The 21,526-nt window shown below is 43.4% G+C and carries 17 protein-coding genes and 1 other RNA gene; 10 read left to right on the top strand and 8 right to left on the bottom strand.

Annotated elements, in window-relative coordinates:
• Positions 1-89 precede the first annotated feature (89 nt).
• Both ABMY45_RS12000 and ABMY45_RS11995 read left to right on the top strand, forming a co-directional pair.
• Positions 90-2,420, top strand: a complete 2,331-nt coding sequence (locus ABMY45_RS12000) for an ATP-binding protein (protein ID WP_349288917.1) — start codon at positions 90-92, stop codon at positions 2,418-2,420.
• 78 nt (positions 2,421-2,498) lie between these two features.
• On the top strand, positions 2,499-2,948 hold the full coding sequence (locus tag ABMY45_RS11995) for a response regulator (protein ID WP_010372351.1): 450 nt from the start codon (positions 2,499-2,501) through the stop codon (positions 2,946-2,948).
• Between the two features lie 46 nt (positions 2,949-2,994).
• Here the strand turns inward: ABMY45_RS11995 and ABMY45_RS11990 are convergent, their stop codons facing one another.
• From ABMY45_RS11990 to rapA, 4 genes are all read right to left on the bottom strand, one after another.
• Positions 2,995-4,353: an L-cystine transporter gene (locus ABMY45_RS11990; RefSeq protein WP_102057395.1), complete on the bottom strand. Its 1,359-nt coding sequence runs from the start codon at positions 4,351-4,353 to the stop codon at positions 2,995-2,997.
• A gap of 392 nt (positions 4,354-4,745) precedes the next feature.
• Positions 4,746-4,928: non-coding RNA, 6S RNA (ssrS, locus tag ABMY45_RS11985), on the bottom strand.
• A 197-nt stretch (positions 4,929-5,125) separates the two neighbouring features.
• Positions 5,126-5,779 carry a bifunctional tRNA pseudouridine(32) synthase/23S rRNA pseudouridine(746) synthase RluA gene (gene rluA, locus ABMY45_RS11980; RefSeq protein ID WP_174169819.1) on the bottom strand — a complete coding sequence of 218 codons (654 nt, stop codon included), beginning with the start codon at positions 5,777-5,779 and terminating at the stop codon, positions 5,126-5,128.
• 103 nt (positions 5,780-5,882) lie between these two features.
• On the bottom strand, positions 5,883-8,780 hold the full coding sequence (gene rapA, locus ABMY45_RS11975) for an RNA polymerase-associated protein RapA (protein ID WP_174169820.1): 2,898 nt from the start codon (positions 8,778-8,780) through the stop codon (positions 5,883-5,885).
• Between rapA and ABMY45_RS11970 the strand changes: the two genes are divergently transcribed.
• The 4 genes from ABMY45_RS11970 to ABMY45_RS11955 all read left to right on the top strand — a co-directional run bounded on the left by ABMY45_RS11970 (position 8,779) and on the right by ABMY45_RS11955 (position 15,151).
• The gene (locus tag ABMY45_RS11970; RefSeq protein WP_227386905.1) at positions 8,779-8,916 is read left to right on the top strand and encodes a hypothetical protein; all 138 of its coding nucleotides are present in this window, start codon (positions 8,779-8,781) and stop codon (positions 8,914-8,916) included. The genes rapA and ABMY45_RS11970 overlap by 2 nt on opposite strands.
• A 158-nt stretch (positions 8,917-9,074) precedes the next feature.
• The gene (locus ABMY45_RS11965) at positions 9,075-10,475 is read left to right on the top strand and encodes a PhoH family protein (RefSeq protein WP_010606061.1); all 1,401 of its coding nucleotides are present in this window, start codon (positions 9,075-9,077) and stop codon (positions 10,473-10,475) included.
• A 122-nt stretch (positions 10,476-10,597) separates the two neighbouring features.
• Positions 10,598-14,239 carry a response regulator gene (locus ABMY45_RS11960; RefSeq protein ID WP_349288916.1) on the top strand — a complete coding sequence of 1,214 codons (3,642 nt, stop codon included), beginning with the start codon at positions 10,598-10,600 and terminating at the stop codon, positions 14,237-14,239.
• A 9-nt stretch (positions 14,240-14,248) separates the two neighbouring features.
• Positions 14,249-15,151 (top strand): diguanylate cyclase, encoded by a 903-nt coding sequence (locus ABMY45_RS11955; protein ID WP_174169823.1) that lies wholly within the window; start codon positions 14,249-14,251, stop codon positions 15,149-15,151.
• A 68-nt stretch (positions 15,152-15,219) separates the two neighbouring features.
• Here ABMY45_RS11955 and ABMY45_RS11950 read toward each other — a convergent pair whose 3' ends face one another.
• Both ABMY45_RS11950 and ABMY45_RS11945 read right to left on the bottom strand, forming a co-directional pair.
• Positions 15,220-15,600, bottom strand: coding sequence for a DUF3192 domain-containing protein (locus ABMY45_RS11950; RefSeq protein ID WP_010606064.1), 381 nt, complete (start codon positions 15,598-15,600; stop codon positions 15,220-15,222).
• A 198-nt stretch (positions 15,601-15,798) separates the two neighbouring features.
• Positions 15,799-16,746: a D-2-hydroxyacid dehydrogenase gene (locus ABMY45_RS11945; RefSeq protein WP_174169824.1), complete on the bottom strand. Its 948-nt coding sequence runs from the start codon at positions 16,744-16,746 to the stop codon at positions 15,799-15,801.
• Positions 16,747-16,837: 91 nt separating this feature from the next.
• On the opposite strand from ABMY45_RS11945, the gene zntR reads away from it, so the two are divergent.
• From zntR to ABMY45_RS11930, 3 genes are all read left to right on the top strand, one after another.
• Entirely contained in the window at positions 16,838-17,245 is a 408-nt protein-coding gene (gene zntR / locus ABMY45_RS11940; RefSeq protein ID WP_174169825.1) for a Zn(2+)-responsive transcriptional regulator, read from the top strand.
• Positions 17,238-18,512, top strand: coding sequence for an SO_0444 family Cu/Zn efflux transporter (locus tag ABMY45_RS11935; RefSeq protein ID WP_174169826.1), 1,275 nt, complete (start codon positions 17,238-17,240; stop codon positions 18,510-18,512). Before zntR ends, ABMY45_RS11935 begins: the two co-directional genes overlap by 8 nt.
• Positions 18,513-18,679: 167 nt before the next feature.
• Positions 18,680-19,774 (top strand): 1-acyl-sn-glycerol-3-phosphate acyltransferase, encoded by a 1,095-nt coding sequence (locus ABMY45_RS11930; RefSeq protein WP_039493796.1) that lies wholly within the window; start codon positions 18,680-18,682, stop codon positions 19,772-19,774.
• 51 nt (positions 19,775-19,825) lie between these two features.
• On the opposite strand, the gene ABMY45_RS11925 is transcribed toward ABMY45_RS11930, so the two are convergent.
• Positions 19,826-20,368 carry a GNAT family N-acetyltransferase gene (locus ABMY45_RS11925; protein WP_174169827.1) on the bottom strand — a complete coding sequence of 181 codons (543 nt, stop codon included), beginning with the start codon at positions 20,366-20,368 and terminating at the stop codon, positions 19,826-19,828.
• A 137-nt stretch (positions 20,369-20,505) separates the two neighbouring features.
• Between ABMY45_RS11925 and ABMY45_RS11920 the strand changes: the two genes are divergently transcribed.
• Positions 20,506-21,171 carry a DTW domain-containing protein gene (locus ABMY45_RS11920; RefSeq protein ID WP_174169828.1) on the top strand — a complete coding sequence of 222 codons (666 nt, stop codon included), beginning with the start codon at positions 20,506-20,508 and terminating at the stop codon, positions 21,169-21,171.
• Between the two features lie 33 nt (positions 21,172-21,204).
• Here the strand turns inward: ABMY45_RS11920 and ABMY45_RS11915 are convergent, their stop codons facing one another.
• Positions 21,205-21,387 carry a hypothetical protein gene (locus ABMY45_RS11915; RefSeq protein WP_239421187.1) on the bottom strand — a complete coding sequence of 61 codons (183 nt, stop codon included), beginning with the start codon at positions 21,385-21,387 and terminating at the stop codon, positions 21,205-21,207.
• Positions 21,388-21,526: the final 139 nt, after the last annotated feature.

Raw genomic sequence — 21,526 nt, 5'->3', positions numbered from 1 at the left:
AACGCATATCTACTCTGAACAGCTTGCATGCTAGGTGGGGATCCGTGATAGGATGGTAAAGCTAGGTAAAAGGAGAGGATGTATAAAAGGTGGAGAAGTTCGAAGCAACACTAGACAATTGTCATAAAGAGCCAATTCATATTCCAGGTTCAATTCAGCCGCATGGCTATTTATTGCTATTCGACACCAACACATTAACACTACGCTACTTTAGCGAAAATTTTGCCGAACTTGTAGGGCTTGAGCCTAGCGCTTTAGTCAATACTCATGCTGAAACGATTTTTGAGTCTCCTTTTTTTGAGTTGTTAGCCAGTAATGCTAACTCCTCTGAAATCCATCGTTTGAATCCGATGACGGCCACCATAAAAACCAAGGATGCAAAGTGGGTTGAACTTTCTGTAGTTGCAAGTCAAAACGAAGCTGGTCTCATTTTAGAGCTTGAGCAAAACACGGCGCAAGACGTTGAAATCAATCATTCAATGCAACACCTTATGAAGCACTCACTGTCTAGTATGGTTGACTCTCAATCTTTACAAGCCTCGTTCGAGATGGCTGTGGAAGAAATTAGAGAGTTAACGCAATTTGACAGGGTGATGCTGTATAAATTTGATCACGAGTATAATGGTGAGGTGGTCGCAGAATCGAAGCGTAATGATCTTAATTCCTTTTTAAACCAACATTTTCCTGAGTCTGACATTCCAAAGCAAGCAAGAGCGCTATATTTAAGAAACCCTATTCGTTTGCTTGCTGATGTTGACAGTGAAAATTCACTGCTTTATCCGCAAGATAAGCCAATTGACTTAAGTGCCTGTATTTTACGTAGTGTTTCGCCAATTCACTGCCAATATTTACGCAATATGGGCGTTCAGGCAACCATGTCTATCAGCATTATCGTTGCTGGTAAGCTTTGGGGGCTGATTGCCTGCCACCACTACGAAAAGCACGTAGTGCCATTTAACATCCGTGAAGTCGCTCAGTATATGGGGCTGATGCTATCTTACTTAATTTCTCTTAAAATTTCGTCTTTAGAAGCAATGGCAGAAGCCAAAGCCCTGACATTGAGCTCGTCTGTTACTGAGCGTATGGCAAAAGAGATCTTTTTTGTAGATGGCCTGCGCTATGAATCCGCGGCATTGCAAGAAATGATGAAATCCAGCGGTGTTGCGTGGCGTGTTGAAAGTGATTTGGAGTGCTACGGGCAAACTCCTGCAAAGGCGGATATTGAGAGTATCTACCGCTGGCTTGCGGAGCATCAACTTGGTGATGACTCCATTTTTTATTGTCATAGCTTAGGTGAACTTAACGAAACATTTAAAACATTTGCGAAAACGGCGAGTGGCGTGCTATTGATGCCACTTTCTGCGGATGCTAATCACTTTATTATGTGGTTTAGAAAGGAAGTTATTCAAACCAAAAACTGGGGAGGGAAGCCTGAAAAATCCATTGAGTTTTTGGATGATGGTAGTCACCGTTTAATGCCGCGTAGTTCGTTTAAGTTGTGGGTCGAGAATGTTAAGTGCAAATCTCACCCTTGGACGGAAGCTGAAGTAAGTTGTGCATTGAAGTTTCGTAATACGTTGGTTAATTATGTGCTGGCTAAATCTGAGCGATATAAAAAGCTTAACGCAATTCTAGAGCAAAAAGTTACCAAGCGTACCGAGGCGTTGGAAAATGAGATCACTTCGCGTCGTACTGCTGAGCAATTACTGACGATAGCACTTGAAAAAGCACATGAGTCGAATCAAGAGCTGGAGCGTTTTGCCTTTTTAGCATCCCATGATCTACAAGAGCCGCTTAGAAAAATCCAAATGTTCGGTGATCGGATCCAATGCTCTGCAGAGGGACTAAATGAAAGACATGCGTCCTACCTTAAGCGTATGATGGATTCTGCGGAGCGAATGCAAAAGTTGATCAAAGGGCTACTAAGTTTTTCACGGATTGACCGTAAAGGTGAGTCATTTAAATCATTTGATGGCGATAATGCGTTAGCTGAAACCTTACTGGATCTTGAGTTAGTGATTAAAGAGTCAAACGCTCAAGTGGATACCACAGGGCTTGGTGATGTTTTTGGAGACCGTAGGCAGTTGCAACGCGTGCTGCTAAACTTAATCAATAATGGGATTAAATTTAGTGCGCCAGAAAGAACGCCGCGGGTCTCGATTAGCAGCGAACGTAAAGCAAATGAACTGATCGTTGCCGTTAAGGATAACGGGATTGGTTTTGATCCTGAATTTAGTGAGCAGATCTTCAATCTTTTTGAAAGATTACATGGTCGTAGCGCATATGCCGGTACAGGACTTGGACTTGCTATTTGTAAAAAAATCGTCGAAAGACACCATGGTCGCATATGGGTCGAAACGGAAGTAGGGAGAGGCTCTACTTTCTATTTTAGCTTGCCGATTTCGGCGCAAGAGAGTTAACTTAGCTGTAGAACCATTGATGCGGTTCTGATATCAGCATACAAACTCGAGGTTAATGCGAGTTTAAGGAGAGTGTGTATGGTTCATCATCATGATTTAATTAAACAGCTTCACTCTGTAAACTATATCTTGGTTGCGGATGATGATTTCGACGACCAAGAATTAATCCGTGATGCATTTGAAGACAACGGCGTGATGGAGGCTAAGTTACAATTCGTAAGTGATGGCGTTGAGTTGATTGAGAAACTCAATAGCACTGAGCTATTACCTAGCCTTATTATTCTTGATTTAAATATGCCACGAAAAAGCGGTAAAGATGTATTGGCTGAGATGCGCGGGGCTGCAAACCTTAAGCATATTCCGGTTATTATGTTCAGTACATCGGATTCTGAGCTAGATATAAAACAGTGTTACTTGCTTGGGGCAAATTCTTATATGACCAAACCGTCTCAATATCATGAGCTGGTTGATTCAATGAAGTCCTTGCTGTCCTTTTGGCTTGGCACTGCAAAGCTCGTGATCGATTAGAAGTGAAGGGCCAGAATAACTAGCTGGCCCTTAAGCTGTTATAGCACTAAATAGCTTCGTTGGTATGCTTTTGCTTTAACAAGCGACTTGTCACTGTACCTGCGGTCATTGAGCCCGATACATTGAGTGCCGTTCTTGCCATATCAATTAGTGGCTCAATAGAAATAAGCAGCGCTGCAATTGTCACTGGTAGTCCCATCGCAGGCAGTACCACCAACGCCGCGAAAGTGGCACCACCTCCAACACCCGCAATACCAAACGAACTAATTGCAACCATAGCCACTAATGAGACAATAAAGTCGAGTGCGAACGGGTCAATTCCTACAGTCGGCGCAACCATTACAGCAAGCATTGCAGGATAAATGCCAGCGCAGCCATTTTGTCCGATTGTCGCACCAAACGATGCAGAAAGGTTTGCAATCGCAGGGGGAACATTAAGCTTGTGGATCTGCGCTTCAACATTCAATGGGATGGTTGCCGCGGAGCTTCTAGAGGTGAAAGCAAAAGTTAAAACAGGCCAAATTTTTTGGAAGAAATGCTTTGGGTTTTCACCAACCAAAGTAACTAGTAAGCCATGCACCACAAACATCAGTAAAATGGCAACGTAAGAGGCAATAATAAAACCGAGTAAGCTAATAATGTCAGCCATGCTTGATGTGGCGATCACTTTGGCCATCAAACCAGCTACACCATAAGGTGTAAGGGCGATGATCATACGTACTAATCTCAACACAACTGCCTGTGCGCCTTCAACTGCATTTTTTATTGGACTACTTAAATCTGACTCTTCCATGATGGCTCTACGAGCAGCAATACCAGTTAACACACCAAAAATCACCACTGCGATAATCGAGGTCGAGCGCTCGCCAGTCAAGTCAGCAAACGGATTGGTTGGTACAAAGCTAAGCAGCATTTGTGGAATGGTTAAATCGGCAACGGTTGTTGCACGTTCTTCAAGTACCGCTATTCTGGCCGTTTCGCGTGCACCTTCAACTAAGCCTTGTGCGCTTAAACCAAATGCTTGAGTGATAAAAATACCAATGAGCGCTGCAATGGCCGTGGTAAAAACTAAAATTGCGATGGTGACAAACGAGATCTTTCCAAGAGAGCCTTGATTATCTAATTTTACGACCGCGGCAATCATAGAAACTAAGACCAATGGCATAATCACCATTTTGAGAAGATTGACATAGCCGCTACCAACAATCGCAACCCAATCTAGTACGGTCTGTTTGGTGGTTAAATCACCTGAGAAAACAAATTGTAAGGCGAGTCCAAATAGGCTACCCGCAACTAAGCCTAGTAATACCGTTCGTGACAGGGTTTCGGAGCGCTGTTGAAAGCGATAAAGACCGAAAAGTATGGCAATAAAAACCGCAAACGCGGCGATAACAGCAAAAGACATCAGAATACCTTTCGAAATATATGAAAATAACGCGCTACTATAGAGGTTTTGTTGATTTGGCTAAAATATTCTTTGACTATGGAATAGAACAAAAGGTTATCAATAAAAATGAAAGTTTTTAATGGTTTTTCCTTTCATATAAAGATGTTTTGTAGTGAGTTGGTACTAACTCATAGTAATTAAAAAACACTGAGATATGCGCTTAGCTTACAATAATCTTTCGTAGCAGCGAGTTTATCTCGCGACTCTTTTCTAGCGTTATCTCGCAATTTCTTTTGCTTTACGACGTTAACCGTGTAGCTGTTTTTAGTATGAAGTTGAACATGTGGTTTATTGAGTATATGTAAAAGCGAGTTAGCTTTGAGGCGATGACATGCGTAGAGTGGGAAAGGTTGTTCCCCGGCTTCGCGGATGCCGATGTCAGCCCTTGAACCCTGAGGTTCAAGGCGGAGAGCAACAGCCTACCGTAGGCTTCTCGGTACATGCCGAGCATGCTCAATAGTAAACAAACTGCTATCCTAAACGAAATTTATCGGCTCAGGGACTTAATCAGCTGTCCTACGAGCTAGGGAACAATTACAGTATATAAAACATCTGCCGATCACGAAACCATAGTAATGCAATTTATGTGTTAACCGCGTGCTTTTTACTCGCTTTGTTTAGTGACTAAGCAAACGTTAATCTGAGCGTTTGCTGGCAACGCTAAATTTGCTTAATTTTTCGAAGGCCACAGTTTCTGGACCGTTTCTAACTAACAGAGTAAACAGGTTACTTAGAAAGGAACCGGTGCGGTAAAGGCCATCATCTCAGCAGTTGTTGGATGCGAAATTTGCAGCATCTCTGCATGCAACTGTAGACGTGAAGCCGCCGCTAACGCCTCTCCCGTAGCGTATAGCCTATCACCTAGGATAACGTGCCCAAGCGAAAGCATATGTACTCTGAGTTGATGAGAACGTCCTGTGATGGGGGTTAGCTTTACGCGTGTTGCTTGTGCTTCATATTCCATGACTTCAAAATACGTTAATGAAGGTTTTCCGGTCTCATGACAAACCATTTGCTTTGGGCGGTTAGGCCAATCACACACCAGCGGTAAATCAACAGAACCCGTTTGCTGTTGTAATTTACCATGAACTCGGGCGATGTAGTGTTTGCGGGTTAAGCGGTCTTGAAATTGAATGCTCAGATGGCGATGCGCTGCTTTATTCATAGCAAGGCACAGCACGCCGGATGTTGCCATATCAAGGCGATGCACAATTCTTGCCGTAGGGTAGACAAAATTCACTCTGGCGATAGCGCTGTCCCAATGCTTTGGATCTTTACCAGGTACGGTGAGTAACCCGCTTGGTTTGTTGATCACCAGCATATCTTCATCTTGGTACAAAATATCAAGATAGGGAGAAAGGGGGGGAGCGTAATTTAGTAACACCAGCTGCCTCAGCATGAACAGAACGAAGCCGGGTATTATATATGAGTTGCTAAGTGAGCGGTAGCGAGAAAGAGAGCCGCAGCTCTCTTTCGGTATAGGAGGTTTACTGGTTTGCAACCACAATTAAACGAATCGCATCCAACTTAAGCTGCGCTTTTTCAATGTGTGTGCTCAGCTCAGCCCTTTGTTTATCAAATACTTGAACTTCTTCATCACGGATGTTCGGATTGATAGCCTTAAGTGCTTGTAAACGACCTTGCTCATCACCTAATTGCTTTTGCATTTTATCCATCGCGTTGGCTTGAATGCTTTCAAGTTGAGCTTGTGCAATATCGCCAGCTTGAGTAATAAGCGGGTGAATAGCACTTTGTAGCGCATTAACTAGCTTACTGCCGGTTTGTCTGCCAACGGCAGAAAGCTGTTGATTGAATGCATCAAACGCCACGTTTTGGGCTAAGTCATTGCCACCTTTATCCATTAGAACACGAATTGGTGTTGGCGGTAAAAAGCGGCCTACCTGGAGAGACTTAGGCGCAGAAGCTTCTGCAACGAAGATCATTTCAACAAAGAAAGTACCGACAGGTAACTTGTTGTTTTTAAGCAGTGCTACCGACGCACAACCAAAGTCATCGTTACAGATCATATCCATTACGCCGCTGACCATGGGGTGATCCCAGCTGATGAAATGCGCGTCTTCTTGTGACAGTGAGGTGTTACGGTCAAAAGTCACTGTGATGCCATCGTCTTTCAAACAAGGGAAAGAAGGATTTAGCATGTGCTCGGTTGGTTTGAGAATAATCGTATTCTCGCCTTTGTCTTCTTGGTTAACACCAAAAGTATCAAACACATTAATCATAAACGCAGGCAAAATTACGTCGTTATCAAGAGCTTCAAGTTCAGCAACGATATTATCTGTTTTACCTTGACCACTTGAGTGAAGCTCAAGTAGGCGGTCTCGACCTTGCTCCATCTTTGTGCGCAGCTGTGCGTTTTCTTTTGCGGCTTGCTCCAATAGAGGATCTAATTCGTCTTCGTCACAGTTGTGCTCAGCGATCAGCGCTAACAAATCATCAGAGAAAGACTTATACAGCATTTGCCCCGTGGTGCTGGTGGTTTCAAACGCATCTAAGCCCTCGTGATACCAACGTAGTAATACTTCTTGTGCGGTACTTTCAAAGTAAGGCACGTGAATATTGATGTCGTGCTTTTGACCAATGCGGTCAAGACGACCAATACGTTGCTCAAGTAAGTCAGGGTTAAGCGGTAGATCAAATAGCACCAAATGATGTGAGAACTGGAAGTTACGACCTTCAGAGCCAATTTCAGAGCAGAGCAAAACTTGCGCGCTATCATATTCATCAGCAAAAAACGCTGCTGCGCGGTCGCGCTCGATGATAGACATGCCTTCGTGGAACACCGCCGCTTTAATCGCTTCGCGCTCACGTAATACTTGTTCAAGGCTAATTGCGGTTTCCGCTTTGGCACAAATAAGCAGTACTTTTTCGTGCTTTAACTCTTTTAATTTAGCAATCAACCACTCGACGCGCGGGTCAAACTGCGCCCAGCTGCTTCCTTCACCTTCAAACTCTTGGAAGATTTTTTCAGGGAACAAAGCACGCATCGCGTTAAATTCAGGACTTTGAATACCACCAATGTTACCCATTACCGACATTGCTGTTTTGTATTGCTTTGGTAAAGGTACTGGGTATTGATGTAGCAAACGACTTGGGTAGCCATCAATGCCACTGCGGCTATTTCTAAATAGAATACGGCCAGTACCATGACGGTCTAGTAACATAGACAAGATTTCAGCTTTGGCGTCGCTATCGCCACTTTGTGCCTCTGCAAGTAGCTCAGAAATATCGGTTTCTTTTAGCAGTGTACAAAGTGTTTGTTCTTCTTTTGCATCTAACTTTTTGTCTTGCAGTAAGTTGTTCGCGGCTTCTGCGACTTCTTTATAATGACTTTCTTCTTCAACGAACACGTCGTAGTCGTAGAAGCGGTCTGGATCGAGTAGCTGTAAACGCGCAAAGTGACTGCGGTGACCCAGTTGGTCAGGTGTTGCAGTCAACAAGATAAGTCCAGGAATGTCCTGAGAAAGCTCAGCAATACGTTGATATTCAGTGCTTGGCTTTTCCTTTGTGACCGTCAGATGGTGTGCTTCATCAACAATCAGTAGATCCCAATCAGCGAGTGTGGCTTGTTCAAACCAGCGGCGCTTTTTGGTAATAAACTCTAGGCTAACCAGTACTAGTTGTTCTGTTTCGAATACATTCGGTGCATCTGCATAAGCTTCGCTACAACGCTCTTCGTCAAAAATAGAGAAGTGTAGGTTAAAGCGGCGTAGCATCTCAACTAACCATTGGTGTTGTAAGTTTTCTGGAACCACAATCAACACGCGGTTGGCACGACCAGAGAGAATTTGCTGGTGTAAAATCATGCCTGCTTCAATGGTTTTACCTAGGCCCACTTCATCAGATAGAAGTACGCGAGGTGCAAAGCGCTTACCGACTTCATCGGCAATATAGAGCTGGTGTGGAATCAGGCTAGCGCGCTGACCTATCAATCCTTTAAGGTGAGATTGTTCTTTATCAAACTGGTGTTGCCAAGTTTGATAGCGCAGTGTGTAGCGATCAAAACGGTCGATTTGGCCTGCAAATAGACGATCTTGAGGTTTATTGAATTTGAGGAAGTGATCAAGAAAGGTCTCTTTGAATGAAGTCTCTTCTTCATTATCAACTCGAGTACCATGATAGCAAAATAGTCCATCTTGCTCTTCCACGCTGTCAACACGTAGTTCCCACTCTTCAACATGGCGGATCACATCGCCTGGGTTGAATACAACTCGAGTTACAGGCGCTTCCTGTACTGAGTAAACACGGTTTTCTCCGCTAGCGGGAAATAAAATAGTCACTTGACGCCCCTCAAGTGCCACTATTGTACCTAATCCCAAATCTGATTCCGTATCACTGATCCAGCGCTGACCTAAGGAAAAATTCATGGTTATCTCGTCTATGCAGAAAAAAGGCGGCTATGTTACCTATTCATGTCGGTTTGTTCAATACACAACAGTGACTCAAGCCTTTATTTATCAGGCACTGACGCCTTTTCTATTTAGTTGGCATGGCAATCGCTAACTAGTTGTTTTTTATAAATATGCAAGTTGGATTTTCTACTGTCATAAAAGCGACTTTTGCGACAAATAGACTAAACTTGAACTATACCCAGAACATAATTAACCGCAGTGTTGTGTATTGGGTATAGCATAATAATCTGTAAACAACAGGAATGCGCTATGGTAAAACAAGACAAAGACCATAAAGTGTACGTGCTCGATACCAACGTACTTCTCCATGAACCACTCGCTTACCTTTCCTTCCAAGAACACGATGTTGTGATTCCCATGACTGTCCTTGAAGAGCTCGATCACATTAAAGATCGAAAGAGTGACGTGAGCCGAGACGCAAGAGTTGCCATTCGTGGGTTAGATGATGTGCTTCGCGATGCAACACCAGAGCAAATGCTAGAGGGGGTAGCGCTACCAACATTGAGGATAGAAAGTCACCGAACGCCTTGTTCAGGTAAGTTGATTATTGTAAACGATCACCTGTTTCCTGATTCCATCTCCGGGTTACCCGGCAACGAAAATGATCACCGCATTATTAATTGTGCGGTACATTTGCAAACTCAGTACAGCGACAAAAAAGTGGTGCTGGTTACCAAAGACATCAATATGAGACTGAAAGCGAAAGGCGCTGGACTCAAGTATGTTGAAGACTATCGTACCGACCAGCTGATTGACGACATTGCGCTGTTAACCAGTGGTTTTAAAAAGGTTGAAGGTGATTTTTGGCAAAATGTTGGTGAGTGTCAAACGCAGCAGGAAGGGCGATACACGGTTCATGATGTGCCAAAATCACTCGTACCTGATGTGTTCTGTAATGAGTATCTGATAGACGATACTAATCACTTCGCGGCTCGGGTTGTGGGTTACGACTCTGAGCACATTCGATTAAAAGACTTAGGCGTTGAACGTTTGATGCACCGTCAAGCATGGGGAGTGAAACCGAAGAATATCAACCAAGGTATGGCGCTGGATGCATTACTTGATACTGACATTGAGCTGGTGATATTAACAGGACCTGCGGGGTGCGGAAAAACCTTATTGGCGCTTGCCAGTGCGCTTGAAATGATCATCGAAAAAGGAATTTACGATAAGGTAATTGTGACGCGAAATACGCCTGAAATTGCAGAAAGCATCGGCTTTTTACCCGGCACGGAAGAAGAGAAAATGGCCCCTTGGCTTGCGGCAATCACAGATACCTTAGAAGTGCTTCACAAACACGATGAAAGCCCAGTGACTAGCCGAAACTATATTATGGAAAAGGCGAACATTCAGTTCAAATCGGTGAATTTTATGCGTGGCCGAAGTATTCAAAATGCGGTCGTTATTTTAGATGAGAGCCAAAACTTAACGGCATCACAGTTAAAAACCATCATCACTCGCTGCGGTGAAGGGACTAAATTGATTTGTACGGGAAACCTCGCCCAAATTGATAGTAATTATCTCACCCCTGTGACATCAGGGTTAACCTATATTGTCGAGCGCTTTAAAGACTTTGAAGGTAGCGCTACCATTAACTTAAACGGTGTAGTACGAAGCCGCTTGGCAAGTTTTGCTGAAGAAAATTTATAACTTGCCTTGAGCCGACTGGCTCGTTACTCTTTTGCTAACACTGTGTGCAAACGGGAACGAGCCAGTAAATGGATGCGACAAAAGAATTTTTACCACTAAAAAGTTACCGAAAGGGAATTTTAGTGGCGGTAATAATACCCATCCTACTTGTCCTCGTCTTAGCTTACCATCTCTATCAAATTAAACTCGAACGCCAGTACAAAGTACGTTTTGGTCAGTATGAATATGTTTCTCAGCAGCTGAAACAAGAGTTTTATGCTGCACATGTCGTTCTTGATAGTATCGCCGTTAACCTAGCGCAGCCCATTTCTTTTCAAAAGCCACCAGAGTGGTTAGAAGATATAGAGCAACACCCTGAACATTATTATCATGCGTTACCAAACAATGGTGGAGAGATTGTTGGTCGTGGGCAAGTCAGTGAAGCGCTTTTTGCCACTAAACGATGGCAAACCGTATTATCGCTTAATACCGCTTTTGATGCCGCACTCGCATTGCAAGGTGGATTGTATGCGGTCGCATACATAGAAGATGATGGTTTTGCGTATGTTAAGCGTCGAGATGCGTCAAGCAGCCATTTCATCACCCGGTTAGTTCAAGGTAAGTTCGAACCCGACTTTAGCTTGGGCAATATAGTCGTTGGTCCACCCGTGAAGTTTTTCGATAGACAAATGTTTGCGCTCGGCAAGAAACTATCAACGGTGGATAACGCTCATGTATTGATGATCTATGATAGCGATATTATTGATAGGTGGTTGTTAAACATCGGCTCCTTAGACGGTACGATGGAATTTAAAAACCAAAGTGATGAGATTATCGCGGGGGAACGCTATGATCACGACCACGATGGGCTTGTAAACTCATCAGCACCTTGGCAGTACGGACTGCACTTTATTGCAAAACCCGCCAAAGAGCCTATTAGTTTAAACTATCATGAAAGCTATGAGCAGTTTGCCGCTCCGCTACAGCGGGAGATCTTGCTCGAACTTGCACTATTACTGTTTTTTATTCTTTTTACCTTTGTGACTATTGTATGGTTAAGCGGACAAATATTTGTCCGACCTCTAAAGCATTTTGTGAATTATCTATCTTTGCAAGAGCATACACCACAAGCCACTTTAAACTATCCCATCCCCTCAGAATGGCAACCTTGGTTTATACAAATCAAACAGGTGGTGGAGCAAAAATCGCGCTTAATGCATGCCCTTAAGCAACATAATCAAGAACTAGACGACGAAATTAAGCGTAAACAACAGGCATTAAAGCAAAGTTTTGAGGCAAAAGAGCGTCAAGCTGCTTTGCTAAATGCAGTGCTTGACTCTGTGCCCGATATTATCTATTTCAAAAATATCGACGGTTCATTCATAGGCTGTAATCGCGCGTTTGAAGAGTTTATGGGGGTTGATAAGTCGGATTTGGTTGCGAAAACACAACCTGAAGTGACATCTGGATTAACCATATTACTTGAACAAGAAGTGGCGATGGAGCGCTCGCAAGAACAAGTGGCAACGAACTTTGTCCTTGGAGCAAATACCTACTTTTTGACAATCACGCCATTAAAATCAGAAACTGGAAAGCTCATCGGTTGTTTGGGGGTTGCGAGAGATATTACTGCCGCACAAGAGGCATATAATGCCCTAAGAGACTCTGAAGAAAACTTTAGGGCTGCGACTGAGTTTGCACCTAATGGCGTCATTTTGGCTGCGATCAGCGGTAAAATTTTGGAGATGAACAAGGCTGCCAAACGTTACTTGTCACTTGATAAGAATACGGGAGAAAAGCAGCTGGAACGCTTGTTTGACGAACAAAACTGGCAAGAGCTAAAGCCTGTCTTAGCTGGGCTATTAAAAGAGCAAAAGAAAGTCGTTGAACACTTGATTTCACAGTCGGGTAAGCACCGCTGGTTACAATTGAGTATTTCGTTAGTTTGGGATAAAAATAAGCGCCCTAAGTATTACGTTATCCATATTCAAAATATAACCGGTTTGTTGTTAGCGAAGCAAGATGCTGAGCGCGCAACGCTTGCCAAAAGTCGCTTTATCGCGAATATCAGCCATGAAATTAGAACGCCGATAAATGCCATATTAGGTCTGGCGGATATGATCAAAAGTGAGACGCTGACTCGAGTTCAAAATAAAAAACTGCAGCAGCTTTCTGGGGCTGCAAATGAGCTGCTTACCATGCTCAACAGTATTTTAGAGTTTGCCAAAGTTGAAAGCCACCAAGGTACAATTCAATACGAGACATTTCAAACCTGTCATGTATTTACCACGATAGAATCACTAATTAAGCCTTTATGTATACAAAAAGGTTTGGAATTTGAGTTACAAGTCGCCCCTCAAGTTTGGCCTTACCTGTACAGTGATGAAGATAAGGTAAAGCAAATCTTGGTAAACCTGCTTGGCAATGCGGTAAAGTATACCAATCAAGGGAAGGTTGGTTTGAAGGTGGCGTTAGTTAATGATAGAGCTGCAAAACAAACCATAAAGTTTGCTGTTTGGGACACTGGAGTTGGGATCAAATCGCAAGAAATTGAACACCTTTTTGATGCATTTACCCAAGGTGATGAAAGCTTCACACGTCGTCACGAAGGCATTGGTTTGGGGCTTGCGATTGTGAAGCAAGAAGTTGCACTCTTAGGTGGCGATATTGCGGTTAACTCAACCCCGAACGAAGGAAGCTGCTTTTTCTTTGAATTGGTGCTAGATAAAGGCGCTTGTCCAGTTGTGGATAGTCACAAAGAAGTTTACTGTCTCACCACCGAAGCACATAGCTTACCAAGCTATTTTGCTGGTCTTGCGGAATCTTTATCTGTTGAGCGATTGCACGCGATGCATGCTCAGCTCGACAAGTCTATTGTTGTTATTCCGCCGGAAACCTCGCTTGACCCCACTTATGCGCTACCAGAAAATACCGCATTACTACTACATTGTGAAGGGGTATTCCCTGAGCAAAGTAACCATATTGCGCTTAATCAAAGTGTGTTTTACCAATCAGCTTATACTTGGCTTGCTGAGTTTGCCCATATGACGCAAACCGTCGACAACGTGTGTATGCAAGTTGCTGGTGCGCTTTGCTTGGTGGTCGACGATAACAACTTAAATTTGGATATTACTGAAAATATGTTGAAGCAGAATGGTATTTCTACCGTAGGGCTACAAAGCGCGGAACATATTGAGGAAGTTTGCCGCTCACTGCAACCAGATATCATCCTGATGGATATCCATATGCCAAACATTGATGGCTATCAAGCGACCAAGCAGATCAGAGCCGTATGGTCTGAAACTGAGCTGCCCGTTATCGCCTTGACCGCCAATGCAAGTAAAGAAGAGCGGGCGAAAGCCACAGCCGTTGGCATGAATGATTATTTGGTAAAGCCGATCAATAGCACACAGGCGTGCAAGGCATTGGCAAGTAATATTTTCCAGTCAGATAAAACAGAAGAAGCCTTTTTTGATTATGAGTTTGCTTTATCACAAATGATGCAAAATGAAACGTTTTTGCAAACAATGTTAGATAAATTTGCTAAACTTTGCCATGATTACCTAGAACAGGTTGCTGAAATAGAGCAAGGTTCAGCATTATTTGAGTTAGCACACGGAATTAAGGGCGCTGCTGCAGGTCTGGGCTTTAAGCGACTAGCGAAAGTTGCAAAAGACCTTGAAACGCAAAGCAAAACGATCACAACAATAACAAATCGCACTGACTTGGATGTGTTAACAAATGCACTTTCACAGGTGGTGTGCTTTATCGAGCTAAAAAGGTAGCGTCATAAGATGCAGCAAGCTGAGCACATTTTTATTATTGATGATGACCCAATAAATAAGATGGTCCTAAGCAATACATTAGGTGACGGCCATCGGTTATCCCATAGCACAGACACTAAGTTATGTATTGATGAACTAAAAGCAAGTAAACCAGACCTTATTATTTTAGATGTGTTAATGGCTGACGGCGCTGGATTTTCTGTTTTAGAGTGCCTAAAAAAGGATGCGAGCACTTACGGTATTCCCGTTGTCGTGATCTCTGGTAGTGTGAGCTTTAAAGATGAAGCACGAGGTTTGGAGTTAGGGGCTGTGGATTATATTACTAAACCCTTTAACCCTTTGATTGTAAAAGCCAGAATCAAAAACCATTTAGCAATAAAAAAGAAAAATGACCTGCTAGAAAAGCTAGCCTCTATCGATGGTTTAACGGAGTTGCCCAATCGTAGATATCTAGATGAAGCGATGAAATCAGCATTAGAAAGCGCAAAAGCTGATGGCAGTGCGTTTACCGTTATGCTGGTTGAGGTGGACTATTTTAAAACGTTTAATGAGCATTATGGCTACATGCACGGTGATGATTGTTTATTTAAGGTCGCCAAAGCGCTAGAAGAAGGCGCTACCCGACGTTCTTTATTTATTGGCCGTTTTGATGGTACTCGTTTTGCGTTGGTACTAACTCAGCATAATATCGACGTAATTAATGAGATAGCAGAAGCGCTGCACGACTCGGTTAATGCGTTAAAAATCCCCCATATTGCTTCACCGATATGTGCGCATGTGAGCGTTAGCATTGGTGCAGTTCATATTGAAAATCACTGTAGTAGTGAGCTTAGTGAGCTGATAAAAATGGCCGATAGCGCACTTGCCGTTGCACAAAAACAGCAAAGTACGGTTTTTATTAAAGTGTTATAAATATCTAAAGCCATATGCGGGGGCTAAAGCATATCCGCATTATTCACCATCCTTGGTGCGATAAAGTCTTACTGAATTTGCTTTAGTGCGTTGTCGCCAAAGCCAACCAGTTGGTTGTTTTTGAATACCAATGGCGTGCACTCATCTTTTGTTACTTTGCCGTCTGAGTGTTTGCTGTTGGTTGCATAGTACAGCACTTGATAGTTGTCGCCGTCTTTTGACACCAACTCGCTAAAGTCAGGAGTTGCAAACATGTCTTTTACTGATGAGTAAGACGCGCCCATTTCAAGGTTAGCAATCTTTTCACGATTTTTACGCTGTTTATGTTCCCAGTTAGACGAGTTGTATTCAGAAGCCCAACCGTGTTCTACTTCACCGTCGGATACAGCAACGATACAGCCTGATAATAGAGTAGAGCTAAGCGCAGCCACTAACATTAATTTTTTCATTGTTGTTTTCCTTTTTAATTTTGTTGCTGAGCAAGTAATGCAAACAGCCATTTATTTTTTGCTTGAATTATCACAAGAGTTGCAAACTCTTTGCCAACTAATAAAGTTTATAAATATCAGTTTGTTGTTGTTTTTTAATCAGTTTGTGGTTGATGGTTTTCACTAACTTTTAGCGATATCACTCACTAAAACAATAATCTAGACCACTCGGTTTCTCGTTGTGCCTGCCACAAAACTTTCAATATTAATGGCAATTTCGCCGACTAAACGTTCGATGGCTTCTTTACTTGCCCATGCCGTATGCGGTGTTAAAAGCAAGTTTTCCCCTTGGTATTGAACAAGTGGGTTGCTTGCTTGGGCCGGCTCTTGAGTGAGGACATCCACAGCAGCACCAGCTATTTGCTTGTTAGTTAGCGCATCCACCAGCGCTTGCTCATTGACTATTCCGCCTCTCGCGGTGTTGATAAGATAAGCATGATTTGGAAGTAGAGCGAATTCAGCTCTCGAAATCAGGTTTTCTGTTTCAGCGGTAAGCGGGCAGTGAATCGATACAATATCCGCAATCTGCAGTGCTTCTTCAAAAGCCATTCGTCCTGCTCTAACCTCAGTTACGCCCCTACGTTCGGCAACAATTACCTGAGCTCCAAATGCTTGTGCGACTTTTGCAACGGCTTCTCCTAACGTTCCATAGCCTACGATCACAAAGTTTTTGCCTGCAATTTCGTTGATGCTGTAGTCCAAGCGACAAAACATATCACTTTGCTGCCAAAGCCCTGCACGGCAGTCTTGCTGGTAACGATGAATATTTGTCATTAAGTTACCAAGCATAGTAAAGGTGTGCTGCACGACAGAAGGGGTCGAATAACCAGCCACATTAGCCACCGCAATTTGATGGGCTTTTGCGGCTGCCAAATCGATGTTGTTGACGCCTGTGGCCGCAACACAAATCAGGCGTAATTGCGGTAACGCCGCGATTGTTTGTTCAGTTAACTGTACTTTATTGGTGATGATGACTGCTGCATCTTTACAGCGTGTGATGATGTCCTCACTGGGTGTGGTGTCGTAAGACGTTAATGTGCCTAGTTTGGCAATGGGGGAAAGATCGGTTCCTGCAAGGGTTTTAGCGTCTAATACCACGATTTGCATTATTTTTATCCTTTTCTTGACTTTGGAGTTAACTCTAAGGTTTATACTTGTGATGTCGACTAGGATAATCTTCAGGACTTGGGAGTGTAAAGTGGTAAAGATTGGTGAGCTGGCAAAGCGGCTTAACGTATCAACTGACACGTTAAGGTATTATGAAGCAAACGATCTTCTACACCCTTGCACAAGGAGCGAGGGCGGGTATCGGTTGTTTGATGAGCAAAGTGAAAAGCAAATGCGCTTTATTCTTCGCGCGAAGGAAGTAGGGTTTAGCCTCAAAGAAGTGCAAGACTTGCTAAAGATAAAGTTTGAAAAGTATCAGCACAGTTGTGAAGAAGTGAAAGCGCTGACTATCACTAAACGGGATTTAGTGAGAGCGCGGATCGCTGAGTTACAAAAATTTGAACAATCGTTATCGACGCTAGCAGAGCAATGCTGCGGCGGTAAGGAAGCGGCAGTGAGCTGCTCGATTTTAACGGCCTTGGAGGCTATCGATGAATGAACTGATAGTAAATTTTTGGCAGCTATTTTTAGTATCTGCCCCGTGGTTACTGCTTGGCCTAATATTGGCTGGGTTACTTAATGTATTTATTCCAAAAGATTTGTTGCAAAAGCACTTAGGAAAAGAAGGATTTTGGACAACGATAAAGGCTGCGCTGATTGGGGCGCCTATGCCACTGTGCTCTTGCGGCGTTATTCCTGCTGCGGTGGGACTGAGAAGAGCGGGGGGCTCGAAAAGTGCGACAACCGCATTTTTAGTCTCAACGCCTGAAACTGGAGTGGACTCTATCTCAGTTTCTTATGTACTACTTGGTCCTTTTATGGCGATAATTAGGCCAATTGCGGCTGTGGTTAGCGCAATTGCGGCTGGGTTACTCGTTGGCAGTGAGAAAGATGATAAGCCTGTGCCACTAAAGCACCTTAATACCTCAGAGGAACCAAGCGCGACTAGCGGTTGTTGTGACGCTAATCATCACTCAGAGCCAAAGCCTGCTGAAAAGCATCACAGCCATGATAGCTGTTGCGCCAGCGCTAAAGTGGAAACCGCAAAAGTAAGCTCAAGCTGCTGTGCGCCTGCAAGCCCGCAATTAGCAATGGTAGGGACGAATATGTCTTGTTGTGATACTACGGAGCCTACCGTAACCAGTTGTTGCGATGCTTCATCAGCCACGACAAGCTGTTGTGAGCCAGCTCCTAAGCCTAAAAATCAAGGGGCTTTTGGCAAAATTATGGAAGCTGTTAAGTTCAGCTGTAATCAATTACTGTCCGACACCGCAGTTTGGCTACTTATCGGTTTATTCTTTGCAGCGTTAGTGCAAACCTTTGTGCCTGAGTCTTTCTTATCTCAGTGGGGCGACGGTATTATCGCCATGCTAGTGGTTATTCTTATCAGTATCCCAATGTATATTTGTGCGACCGCTTCAACTCCAATCGCTGCGGGTTTATTAATGGCAGGTGTGTCACCCGGTGCAGTATTGGTGTTTATGCTCGCAGGCCCTGCAACTAACATCGCCACAATTGGGGTAGTTGGTAAAGAGTTAGGGCGTCGTGCCGTGTTTGCCTACTTGGGCGGTGTCATCGGGGTTGCACTTATCTTTGGCTATTTAACTGATTACTTAGTCAATACTTATGGTTTTGTTGTAACGCCGATGATAGGTGAAGAACACGAAGTGCTACCACATTGGTTAACAGTATCGATGGGCGCATTATTAGCAGCACTCTTACTAAGATTAGCTATACTCAAATTAGGTAAAGTTGTTAGAAGATAAACTATTGTGGTACTTTTTACCGTATTACAATTGCATGACGCTTAAGCATTTAATGTTCCAACTTGGTATATCGCCTTGGTGGTCAGACATGAAATGCTTAGCGTCTGTTTATTTGACACGATAGAATGCGTTCCAGTATTCGTTAATCCGACAATTTGAGAAGTAGAGTGGATAAATACGCTGACATTAGACCGTATAATGATGATGAAGTAGTGCCAGCACTGGCACGTCTACTAGGTGATGATCAATTCATTGATGTGATCGCCAAATATAACCTGCCAGCTTGGTTAAATGCTTGGCCAGCAATTGCACGCCCACTCGTAAGAATGAAACTAAAAAAGAAGTGGGGAGATTTTTGTACGATTGAACAAGTACAAGATGAAGTGGCGTACTATCTGCAAATTTTAATCAATAAAACGACGTCTAAAGTGACTTATTCTGGCCTTGAAACATTAGACTCGAATACCTCGTATTTATTTATTTCAAATCACCGTGACATCGTATTAGACCCTGCACTTGTTAACTGGGGTTTGCATCAGCAAGATATGCGTACGGTGCGTATCGCTATTGGTGATAACTTACTGCAAGTACCTTATATCACTGAGCTTATGCGTCTTAATAAGAGTTTTATTGTAAAACGTTCGGCAAAGGCGCCGAAAGAAATGCTAAAAGCATTAACCCAGCTTTCAGCCTATATTTCTGACTCATTAAGTGAAGGTAACTCCATTTGGATTGCGCAAAAAGAGGGGCGTGCGAAGGATGGGGTGGATCAAACCGATCCGGCACTGTTAAAAATGCTACAGCTCAATGGTCGCAAACAGAAGCTAGATTTTTCAGATTATGTAAAGCAGCTCAGAATTGTGCCCGTTGCTATCTCCTATCAATATGAGCCATGTGCGGTTGCTAAGGCTAAAGAGCTATACCATAAAAAGCAGTTTGGCCAATATGTGAAAGCACAAGGCGAAGACATTGCTAGCATTGTCGAGGGCTTTAGTTCAGATAAAGGCCATGTGCATATCGCATTTGGCGACCCTATCACTGCGGATGTTGAAAACCCAGATGAGCTGGCGAATGTCATTGATAAACAGATTTTAGATTTATACTATCTGCATTCAACCAATCATCTAGCAGCAGGCGATGATGCGCAAGTGAGTCCAGAAGATAAAGAGGACTTTATCTCTAAACTAGAGTCTGTACCGGAAGAGCTGAAGCAATTGGTGTTGAGCATGTATGCCGAACCACTGCGTCGCAAAGGCATTTAATAGTAGTGAGCATGCGCAACCGTGGTGTTAAGTGGTTGCGCTTTTGTTCGGTTAATTAAGAACTTTATGATAATAAACGACTTCCATATCTCCTAAAATATCTTTGTGAAGCCCTTTTTTCACATAGCTCATCCCAAGTTTTTTCATAATATTGATGGAGCCAAGGTTCTCTTCTTCAGCGATAGCGCTCAAGTGTGTCAAAGTAGGATTTACTGCTATTAGGTCTGGAATAAGATGTTGTGCGGCCTCTGTTGCAAACCCTTTGCCCCAAGACACTTTTTTAAAACGCCAACCGAGCTCTAAATCCTGATCGTTTCTTTGTTCTGAAAAGAAGTTAGCAGGGCGAACCAAAATCCAACCAATAAATGCCTTGTTTGGCAGCTCGAAACAGCCCCAAAGCCCCCAACCTTTGATCTCGTCCGTATACTCGGTTAAACGTGGAATATATACGGCTTTTACTTCTTCAAGTGAGTTAGTCTGACCGCCTGTGATGTATTTCATTACTTCAGGATCGCTATCAAGATCGGCGAGTAGCTGTGCATCTTGTGGGGTGAGTAGGCGATAACTCAGTCTTGCAGAATCCTTTACTTGCATTTTTTACTCCTAATGAAACCCAATAAAACTTTAGAGTACAAAAGCTTATGTCATGAGTAAAGATGTTACATAAGTTTGCGTAGACGCCAGCCGAGCGCTTTACTAAAATACGCCGGCATTTTTAGAGGGGGAACAGAGTGAATAATTCAGTACTAGCGCTTAGACAGCGTCAAATCGCTGCGGCTCAACGCGAATATAAGGCAAGGGGATCAAAGCTTGCGCGTTGTGAATGCTGCTTATTAGCCACGACTCTATGTATTTGCGATAAAGTCGAAATGGCCAAAGCAGACTGTGCAGTGTGTTTGCTTATGTATCATAATGAAAGCTTTAAGCCCTCTAACACTGGACGCTTAATTGCCGATGTGATCCCTGATAATCATGCCTTTCGTTGGGACAGAACTGAGCCTGACGCTGCGTTATTAGCGCTTCTTTCGGACGAGCAATATGCACCAATAGTCGTTTTTCCAGAGCTGGGCGTAGAGCCTGAACGAGTAATTACTAAGGTGACTCGCACTGAAAGTAAAACACCACTATTTATCTTTTTGGATGGCACATGGCGTGAAGCTAAGAAAATGTTCAGAAAGAGCCCCTACCTCGATAATTTACCTGTGTTATCCATCGCCCCTGAAAAGCTCTCGGATTACAAGCTTCGAGTAGCGCCGCATGAACATCAACTTGGTACGGCAGAAGTCGCGTGTGTATTGTTTGCCGAATGCGGCGAGCAGGATGCGGCAGATAAATTAACCGCGCATTTTATCGATTTTAGAGATGCCTACTTAAAAGGTAAGCGCAGCAAACTGTAGGTCGAAATTTATCTCGACAACACAAGCGCAATATCACGCGACAGATAGGAATAAAAATAAAATAAGAAGCGCGCGACTCATTGCTGAGTCGCGCTTACGGAATCTTCTAAATGCATCCTGCAAAGTTGAGTAGTTCAACGTCCTGAATCTTTCCTCTTCCATGGCATCGCTTGGTGTTCTCGTTTTGCGAATAAAGGCATCTTGCCCTGTGTCCATCTTCCTTTTACACGTCCGTTGTCTTATCCATTGCCATCCACTTGCTAAGAACAAGCCCTTGTTCTAATTGTCCTTGTTTGCTACTTTCCAAAATAGCAGTGCCAATCATCACCTTGTTTTACCTTGGCACTTGGTAGCC

This window comes from Pseudoalteromonas sp. XMcav11-Q, from assembly GCF_040104525.1.
Taxonomy (GTDB): domain Bacteria; phylum Pseudomonadota; class Gammaproteobacteria; order Enterobacterales; family Alteromonadaceae; genus Pseudoalteromonas.
Note: the sequence above shows the minus strand (reverse complement) of the source record. Positions and strands in the feature narration are given on the sequence as shown.